This window comes from Mycobacterium sp. FW102-FHT13B02, from assembly GCF_058790275.1.
In genome coordinates, this window is record NZ_JBYTCM010000044.1 from 1 (window position 1) to 9,557 (window position 9,557).

At 63.8% G+C, this 9,557-nt stretch carries 7 protein-coding genes; 6 read left to right on the forward strand and 1 reads right to left on the reverse strand.

From position 1 onward, the window contains the following. Positions 1-201: 201 nt before the first annotated feature. Positions 202-1,449, forward strand: a complete 1,248-nt coding sequence (locus AC3WTE_RS32035) for a C40 family peptidase (protein ID WP_492443646.1) — start codon at positions 202-204, stop codon at positions 1,447-1,449. A 69-nt stretch (positions 1,450-1,518) separates the two neighbouring features. Here AC3WTE_RS32035 and AC3WTE_RS32040 read toward each other — a convergent pair whose 3' ends face one another. Beyond that, on the reverse strand, positions 1,519-4,005 hold the full coding sequence (locus AC3WTE_RS32040) for a hypothetical protein (RefSeq protein ID WP_492443648.1): 2,487 nt from the start codon (positions 4,003-4,005) through the stop codon (positions 1,519-1,521). A 1,858-nt stretch (positions 4,006-5,863) separates the two neighbouring features. On the opposite strand from AC3WTE_RS32040, the gene AC3WTE_RS32045 reads away from it, so the two are divergent. From AC3WTE_RS32045 to AC3WTE_RS32065, 5 genes are all read left to right on the forward strand, one after another. Then, complete coding sequence (locus tag AC3WTE_RS32045) at positions 5,864-6,856, forward strand: ParA family protein (RefSeq protein WP_492443650.1); 993 nt, start codon at positions 5,864-5,866, stop codon at positions 6,854-6,856. A 2-nt stretch (positions 6,857-6,858) separates the two neighbouring features. Next, positions 6,859-7,542 (forward strand): hypothetical protein, encoded by a 684-nt coding sequence (locus AC3WTE_RS32050; protein WP_492443652.1) that lies wholly within the window; start codon positions 6,859-6,861, stop codon positions 7,540-7,542. Between the two features lie 407 nt (positions 7,543-7,949). Continuing rightward, the gene (phoU, locus tag AC3WTE_RS32055) at positions 7,950-8,591 is read left to right on the forward strand and encodes a phosphate signaling complex protein PhoU (protein ID WP_492443653.1); all 642 of its coding nucleotides are present in this window, start codon (positions 7,950-7,952) and stop codon (positions 8,589-8,591) included. 259 nt (positions 8,592-8,850) lie between these two features. Next, positions 8,851-9,081 carry a hypothetical protein gene (locus tag AC3WTE_RS32060; RefSeq protein WP_492443655.1) on the forward strand — a complete coding sequence of 77 codons (231 nt, stop codon included), beginning with the start codon at positions 8,851-8,853 and terminating at the stop codon, positions 9,079-9,081. A gap of 19 nt (positions 9,082-9,100) precedes the next feature. After that, positions 9,101-9,382, forward strand: a complete 282-nt coding sequence (locus AC3WTE_RS32065; protein ID WP_492443656.1) for a DUF3349 domain-containing protein — start codon at positions 9,101-9,103, stop codon at positions 9,380-9,382. The last annotated feature ends 175 nt before the right edge of the window (positions 9,383-9,557 follow it).

Below are 9,557 nucleotides of genomic sequence, written 5' to 3' on the forward strand. Positions count from 1 at the left end.
TCACGACGCCACGCCGAAGCCCGGGTGGGTCCCGAATCAGACCGTCACACTGGTCCCGAATCAGACTGTCACCGCCACGCCAATATCGCTTCATCCATGAACTACGTGATCCATGAGCACCACGTCTCCCCCAGCGGCACCGACCTTATGGCCAAAGTGGCCCAAGCCAACCCCAGATCCCGCGGCGGAGGATATTGACCCATGACCGACGTCGTCGAAGCCGTGGACTCGATCATCCGCCAAGCCCGTAACCTGCTGGGCACCGGCCACGCCGCCATCCCCACCAGCCCGGCCGACCCGAGCCCACCCCCGCCGCACCCGCCAGCCTGGAACGGCGCCACCTCCGACACGGCCGCCGCCCGATCAGTGGACCTTCACGGCTACCGCACCCAACTCACCGAAGCCCAGCACCACGCCGCCCAAGCGATGTCCGTTGGCAGTTCCATCTCCCGCGGAGCACATTCCGGCTTGGACGCGATCCAAGCCGGCTGGGAATCAGACAAACAGTCACTCGGCCCCTTCACCGACACACCCCTAGGGAAAGCCCTCCTGCTCTCCGCCGGCGCCGGCCGCATCGCAGAAACCCAAGACCTAGTCACCGACACTGCCGGCCAATTCGGTACCGCCGCAACCGATGTGCACGCCGCAGCTGCCGGCCTTCCCGATCCGACCGACCCCAAAGAAAAACCCGACAGCCCCGACGACAAGCCACACCAAAAAGCCGACCCCGCCGCCGACCCAGATGATCCCAGCGCCCCCAAGAACGCGGACGACCCACTGGCAGCGCTCATGGCACCCGACCCCTCAAAGCCCCCCACCAACCCCCTGACGGGAGCTAACCCGGGCACACCGCCCACCGCGGCGATGATGCCTCAGAGCATGCCAATGGGCGCCGGCGGAATGCCGATGGGCGGCGGAATGCCAATGGGCGGCAGCGGAACGCCCGCAGGAGGTGGCGGCGGCCTCGGCTCCCTCATGCAGCCACTCACGCAGGCCGTCCAAGCCGCTGCGCACTCACCGCAACCGACCAGCGACGATCACGACAAACCTGACTCCGAAGGCGATTCCAGCACCGGAAACAAAGTCGTCAAGAACGCCGAGCGCGCACTCGGCCTGCCTTACATCTGGGGCGGCGGCGGCGCGAACGGACCCACCGGCGGCGGCTTCGACTGCAGTGGCCTGGCTCAATATGCCGTTGCCCAAGCCACCGACGGACGAGTGATACTCCCCCGCACCACCTACGACCAAATTCACTGCGGCCAACTCGTTGATCCCCGCGACGCCCGCGCCGGCGATCTTGTGTTCTCGAACTTCTCCGCCCCCGGGGTACCCGAACACGTGCAGGTCTACGCCGGCGAAGGCCGAGTCATCGAAGCCCAGCAGAGCGGTGTTCCCGTCAAATACAGCTCCGCCCCCACACACGGCTTCGTTATCAAGCGAGTCGTCTAACTATCAGATGTGAAGAACACCAACGCGAGGACATTCTTCGGAATCCAGGAAGGCCCGACCTCGGCTGTGTCAGAGCGTTTGGAACGATAGTGGCCGCAGGTCGATTTCCAAGGCCGCGGACCATTCATCGTCGCCCGGCACGGCCGCGTGGGCCCCGCCGGGCTTCCACGGTTCAAACTGCATCGGACCATCGGTAGTCGGATGCCAGAGAAACCCGGTGTCCCAGCCGTCGTTCGGGCCATAAATTTGGGCCAGGTCAAGGCCGGCAGGAACGGTGGACGGGTCTGCCCCGGACAGCACTAGCCGGAATGCGAACTGTGGCAACAACTCTGACTGCAAACCGGCAATACGGGACTGAAGATGCCGCCGCAGCGGCTCAGGGTTTGTCCCGACCAAAACGATCCGGATGTCGAACCGGTCAGCGCACGCCACCGCGTCGTTCAGCGCCGCTGTGGTGATCCAGTGATCGTCGTGCCCGTCCAGACCGTCCACGATCACCAGCAGCGTCGGCATGTGACCGCCGCCGTCCCGGTACTCGGCAGCGTTCGCCACCCTCGCCGCCTCCAGCTGACGCTGACGGCGCCACAGCTCCTCACCGAGTGCCACGTCGAGCCACGTCGCGGCTGCCGCCCCATCCCTAAGTCCGCCAGCGAACCCGAGATTGTGCGCACCGAGAATCGGGCCCCAAGGTCGCGGCGCACGCAGCGTCACCCCAAGGAAACGCAGATCGTTAACCGACCGCTGCCGACGCAGCAGCGTCAGCCCTTCGGTAAGCACGGTCATGGTTAGCTCGTCGCCACCGGCGATCACGCCGTGACCGGACTGCAGATCAACGCCCGGAACTTCCCTGGTAGACCGTATGTCGGGCCCGAACTGCAACGCCAGTTGCTTACCCGGCCGCACGACGGTGACCGGCCAGTGCTGGGGTTTGAAGGTAATCCGCCGCATAGCACTCTCGGTGCCGAAGTTGGCTTCGGCGAGAATCTTGGCCGTAATGGCCGGTCCTTCGCCGTCGTGACCGACCGACAGGCCCCACAGGCACAACCGACGGCCGCGGTCATCGGTCAAGATCAGGTTCGGATGGCCATCGCGGTTGTCGAGCTGCGCGATGTCGAACACCCCGAACCGGTATTTCCAGCTTTGAAAGAACCTCAAGGTTGATTCGCGAGTGTCCGCCTCGTCCCGGTTGGACACGGACTCGCCGGATTCGGACAACCACACCCGCTGACTCACAACGCCTCTCGCCGACTGCTGAGCGCTCGGCACCAGGACGGCCAGGCCGGCCCGAGGCGCCACCAGTCGGGCGAACGGCGATTCGGCCTGACGCTGCGGAGACGAGCTCACATGCAGTGCAGCATCGGGCGCTATCGCCACGACCCGAGAGTTCGGCAGTAGCCGGCCGAACGCCCTCAAAACCTTGGTGTCCTCCTCGACGGTGACCAGCAACGGTGAACCCGGCCGTGGCTTGTAGGCCATATCGACAAACGCTGGCAGGAACGGGCAGGCACCCGAGTCGAAGAACACGACCATTCGGTCAAGATTGCCCGGGCGCAGAACCTCGACGCTGGTGCTGACGTTGCGCACCTCGAGCGGGCCGTCCACGACGTCGCCGTCTATCTGGGGCGGCCGCAGATCAAGTTTGATGTGGTAATCGCGCAGCGTGAGCAGCGGCTTCAACAAGTCGCTCACGGCGGGATCAATATGTTCAAGGCGGCTGCTGAGCCCCGTTTTCTGATGGAACTCGGACCAGGCGTCCAGCAGGTTCATGTCAGGGCGCTTGCTACCCAGTGCGCTGAGCACTTTGAGCCCGTCGCGCCCTTGACCGTGCGCTTGTGCAGCCATGAACAACAGCGTGGGCGTTAGATCCCGAACATCGCGCGCTCGAATCGCGTCGTCCAGGGCCAGAAGGCCCGGGCTCGGTCGCAGATCATTGACCAGCCGCGCCGAGATGATGCCCCTGATCCGCTCCAGGAGCTGCAGCGCCCTGTCGCTGTTCCAGATTTCCGGAATCGGGTCGATAGCGATCGCGGCCGCCTCGGAAGGGCTGGCCATACCCGTGCGCCGCCACCGCGACCGCTCGATATCGCTCGATCTCAATAGCCAGCGGCGAATCTCCTCGTCCCGCTCGGCCGCATCCGGTCCCAGATCGATCAGGACAGGTCCGCGCCAGCGCGCGATCAACGGCATTACCAGGGACCACCGTTCCGCAAGTAGAACCGGTGGCAGTGGAACAATCTCCCCGTCGTCGTCCACGCCGAGACCGTCCCCGCGCTGCAATGCGGTCAGCCCGAATTCGTCCCGCCCCTCGCTGAGCATCCACCCCAAATCCAGAGGTGGCCGAACCGGGGACAGCACGATTTCCGAGGTTCCAGGCCCCCACCCGAACGCTGTGTCGATTTGCGACATCAACCCAACGGTGAGGTCGATCGGGTCGCCGGCCTCGATCTGCGCCAGGCGCTGGCGAGGCGGGCCCCCTCGCTCGTCCACCTCGTCCTTGGTGGCGGAGCCTCGTGCCTGGCTGACGATGTCCCCGAACAGTGCTCGATTCACGACCATGTCACGACAGTACCGCTAAATGCCGTGGTTGCAAGCGATGACGGGATTCGACGGTAATCCGCGTTAGGGCGCGCCGTCACTCTCGTATACGGCTAGGTTCACCAAAAAATGTCCGTCGGGGAAACCGCGCCCCACCACGCGAGACCAAAGCCCCACCCAGGAGCCACCCGGGCAACCAGTCAGAAGCACCCGCCGGGGGCGGAGTCCCCGGAACCGCCGTGAAGCTAGCGCCGATGCCAGCAGGCCGTAGGGCTTGACCTGCGAATAGGCGCTGATCGCCTCGCTGGCGGCCAAATGGGCATTAGGTCGATAAGTGATGCCCCGGAAGGGGTTCGAGGCGCCACGATTGAACTAAGCGCCATTTGCGGGCGAGGCCCACTCCCCCGCCCACCACCACTTCGGCATTTCCGCAGGTGAGTGCATGCGCGCGCCCTAGCTGACGTTCATCCCGCGGACACTGCTCGCGCGGTCGTGGATCGCCTCCAGCATGTTGAACGCCCCTTCCAATCCAAGGCGCCACGCTTGCCTCACCGGGACACCAACGGGCAATTTGCGGTGAATTATCAGCCGCCCTGGAATGGTGGTTGACAACACAACCGCAAACGCCGGGATTCGATCTCGGGGCGCGGTGCGCTCGGCGTAGGTGCCGCCCGGGCACTGACGAAAACGCCTTCGCCCAGCCGGAGCAACCCGCTCCCCTTGCGTAGCTCGTGCGGCTTCACCCCCGCCACTCCTGCGACGAGTGTCCGTCCTTCCGTGCGAAACGATGCGAGACGAGCGGTTTCTGCAACACTCCACAACACACTGAGGTGGGTACCCGCTGCCACCGGAAATCTCTATTGCATCGGCAACAGCTCCCGCAATCAGCGGCGCATCCTTTCCTCCTAATAGGAGGTAGCGAAACAAGGTCCCCCAGCGTGCAGGGTGACCCCCTCAGTGAGTCGACTCGGGGGCCGATCTGCGAAGCCGCGGGTGATCCATTCGAGTCTCTGGCGGCCCCGCATTAGTCGATGACTTTGGGCGATTCGCTAGGGGAGTGTCGCGTACGTCGGGGATATCATTCTTGCATGCCCACGGGGAGCACTGAACTGCAGAAATTAGCGGCTCCTAGGCTGCATAGAGCCGCTCTCTGGACGGGTCACGACAACGTTAAAAAGCAAGTATCTACCCATGTAGATTGCGTGGGTCGCGCTTCGTATCGCGTGGCATGTAGCGCCGGTATCGCGTTGATAGCAGCGCCAACAAGCGGGCACATATGACGCCCTACAACGCGCGATATGCAGGGGTTAACAACGCGTACCTAGAGGGCGGAGCCCGCGCGTCAGAGCGGGCGTGCACATGCGCGCAACAGCACGCAGCATTACGCGCGATAAGAACGCACGAGCCCACGCGTATAGCGGGCGCGGCAGCGGGCCAGGTAACGGGCGCAGCAGGCCGCGCGAATAACCGCGGTGAAGGACGCGTGAAAATGCGCGCATTGCTACGCGCAATCAAACACGTAGGCATGCGCCCGAAAGCACGCCTACAGCTACGCGGGAATCCACGCGTTATAGAGCGCGAACACTCGCGCGATGGTCACGCGGACCAGAGGGCGCAATCAAGCGCGCCAGCATGGGCGCGCGACACGCCCCTAGCTGCGCGCCGACACGCGCGGATATACGGGCGAGGAACGCGCGCATATTGGGGCGGTCACCAGCGCGTTCACCGCGCGTAGGCGAACGCGTTATGAAGGCGTGACGTCAAGCGCGCAGCAGGGCGCGTAAGCGGGCGATAGACTCGGCGCGAATCGCGCGCTCACATCGGCGCGACACCGCGCGATACGAAGCGCCCTCTAGCGGGCGTAATACCTTGGGAGGGTATGGAAATGACGCCTACGCCGACAGCGCTACTTCACGCACTAGCATCGGTCGTTGCCACGCCGTGGCAGATTGTTGCGTTCGCCAACGGCAAGGGGGGAGTGGGAAAGACCAGCATCGCGGCGAACCTCGCTGGCCTCTACGGTCAGGGCGGCTACCGCGTACTCCTGGTGGAGTTGGACCCGCAGGGCAACTGCGCCCGTGACTTCGGACTCCCGGTCGAGGAATACGAATCGATCAAGGACCTGATCGACTCCAACGGCGAACAACACGCGGCATCGCTGATGTTGAAGTCGGACAGTGCCAGGCCTCCGCTGTACGAAAACGTACGCCCCGGCGTCGACCTAATCGCTGGCGGCGGCGCCTTGCAGCGGATCTACAACTACTTCGCCGCCAACGCAAAAGACAAGCTCGAACACGCGATCCAGCGCGAAATTCTAGGATTGGGCAAAACTTACGACCTGGTCCTGATCGACGCCCCACCGATTGATGTCACCGCCCTTGACGCGGTATTGCGGGTGGCCGGCATGATCGTGATTCCGGTCCGCGCCGACGAAGGAAGTATCGACGGGTTGTCGATCATCGCAGACCTGTTCGGACCTGCGATGACAGTTAACCCAGCATTGCGGCTTGGGGGAGTCGTGCGATTCGGCGTCGGCAGCTCAGCGACCCGTGTGAGCAAGAACGTCAAGGACACCGTCGACGAAATCCTCGGCGGGTCCGCGCCGATCTTCAATTCAGTGATCCGACACTCGGATGCGGCAGCGTACGAGACCCGTCGACACGGTCTGCTCGCACACGAACTTGAATCGGCCAGCACCCCAGAGGGCCGCAGCATCCTCGCGGCGTTGCGCAGCGGCATAAAACTCGGCAGCGACGAGATCGGCACAGGAGCAAAAACCAGCAAGGGGCTAGCGGAGGACTACGAGAACCTCGCCGCCGAAATCCTTGCTCGTATGAACGAACTGACCAGCGAAAACAGCTACGGGGACTGAACATGGCAACCACCAAGGCATCACACAAGAACCTTTCGAACGCGTTCAGCCCAACGCAGGATCGCGGCTCCAAATTGGCGGGCTTGCTCTCGCCCGGGCGCGCAGCGGCAACTGCCCCGGAGACGCAGCCCGAGCACGAAGAGGCGCAAGCCCAGCCGGCCACCGTGAAACAGCAGCCGGCCGCCGCTCCAGAGGCACCTGCGGTCGCCGCGGCCGTGCCGGCTGCTTCACCGGCGCCGGCTACGATCACCACCCCCGTGCGGTCTCGGCAGACACGCATTCCGCGCCTCAAGGGTGCCCGCGTGCCGGCCGCATCGGTGTACCTGTCGCAGGAGGTCTACAACCGTTTGCAGACCACCAAGAGCAAGAAGATCAAGGGCTACGCCGAGATCGTGCAGGATGCGTTCGCGCACATCGCCAAAGAGGCTGCCGACCGGAATGAAAGCCCAGACAAGGTGCTGGCTGAGCTCTTCTCCAAGCCCACGGTTGACGACGAATGGCTGATGCCGTCGTCGCCAACCCGGGCTAAATCTGGCACTCCGCTGACGGAGGCTCGCATCAGCTTCAGTGCACAACAGCGAGACTGGATCGAAGCCAAGATGGACGCTGTCAACGTCGGCACTCTGTCGGAATTCATCGCCCGCGTTCTGGAATACCACCTGCTGCCTGCAAAGGGTGGCAAGTAAAAGTAGCGCTGGGAATCGCCATCACGGAGGACGAACTCGTTGCGAGGGCTGAACCAAGCCTGGGTACCGCGCTTATCTGTAGATTGATTGGATTTTGACTGCTCAAAATATGTGTTGACCTGCATTTATACCGTGGAATACATGTGCTTCATGGTATGCCGCGGAGAACGGTGGACACGGTTCGAGCGTGCGGGCTTCGCGCCGACTGCTTTGGTGTGCGAAATTCGCCGCAGAAACCTACATGCGTCGTTGCACCAGGCGACGACCCACCGTTTGGCTGCTATCCGCGGTCGCAGTGAAGCCCCCGGCCGGCGCCGCAGCGCTACTCGACCAAAGTTCCGATGCTGTTAGCTGACATTGACTTCTAGGCCATGCAGAATTCTGTGGGCGTCGTAGGCTGATACCCCATGCGAACTGTCTTCCACGAGCAACTCGACGCTCTCAACGACGGCATCGCCGACCTGTGTGACCGCGCTGCCGCCTTGATGCAGCTGGCGACCGACGCGTTGCTGCATGCCGACCTCAGCGCCGCCGAGCATGTCATCGACCGCCGCCACGACATCGATGCCAAATGCGCCGCCCTGGAAGCGGACACGTTCACCATCTTGGCTCGCCAAGCGCCGGTGGCCCGTGATCTGCGTTCCGTTCTTGCCGGCATGCGCAATGTGGCCGACCTGCAGCGCATGGGCGCCCTGGCCGCACACATCGCCCAGATCAGTCGCCGCCGCCACCCCGAGACCGCCGTGCCCGGCGATGTGGCCGGCTATTTCGCCGACATGGGGCGCATCGCCGTTCGGATCACCCACGACACCAAATGGGTTGTGCTGGACGGAAATGCCGACAAGGCCGCCCAGCTCAACGCTGACGACGAAGCGATGGACGACCTGCACCGGCGCCTGTTCACCGTCGTGATGGACCCGCAGTGGTCACACGGCACCACCACCGCCGTTGATGTCACCCTGCTGAGCCGCTACTACGAACGCTTCGCCGACCACGCCGTCGAAATCGCCCACAATGTCATCTACCGAAGCACCGGCACACGGGACTGACACTCCCATCCCCGCGGCTGGTGAACAGGCGCGGGACACAAAGCTCACACGACGGGTGAACCGCGTGTGAACAGCTCCTTACTGGGTGGATACCGCAGGGAAACCGATAATGACCTGCGGGTTTGCAATCGTGTGGTGATGACGGCCGAGTTCACCGACGCCCATCTAGGTGCTCGACGCGACGCTGAGCCGTGCATGCTGCAGGCCGGACCCCCACGTTCCCCACCTGCATCCCGCCGATCCGATACGCGCATCGCCATTGCACACTCCCGATCCCGCACCTCGGCGCGACCGGGACGCCGATGTGCTGCAGGCCCGCACTTTCATCCAACTTCTCGACGACGAATTGGCCGAACAGCAATTGCAGGCAGCCACGCTGCGGCGCCGGGCCCAACGCGGCACCGACAAACATCTCGGCGCGGTAGCCGCGCGCATGAATGAACTACACGCCATGCGCGATGCACTGACCCGGCGATTCCCCACTGCGTGACGTCGAGACGAGTAGCGACATGAGAGGCGAATTCAGCAGAGCGTTCGCGGCGCTCGTTGCCTACCTACGCCTCGGGCAGCCGTCCGCAGCCCCATCCATCGGCTACAACCCCCTGCTGGCTCTGATGCCGCGACGTCTCACCGATGGCGACATCGACAGACTGAAAAATCGCTTCGGGCAACAGCACCGCGCACCGGTATCGGACGTCGACATCGCAGTGGCAATCATGGCCGTCACCGACCGCCTGGCCGCCCGCACCGATATCGAACGCGTCAGGCGATCACTGTTCGGTCTGCAGTAGCCGGCGACCCTTCCGCGCCAGGGAACACCGGTGCAGATCATCAAGTGCAGCCCTACAGATAACGCTGTCCTCCACGATCCGGACCGCAGCAATCCCAGCTGTTAACGACGGTTGAAAATCCGGCCAGTCGCGACGGCTGAAAAGTAGGCCACCCAATCAGATTGGATGGGTGATC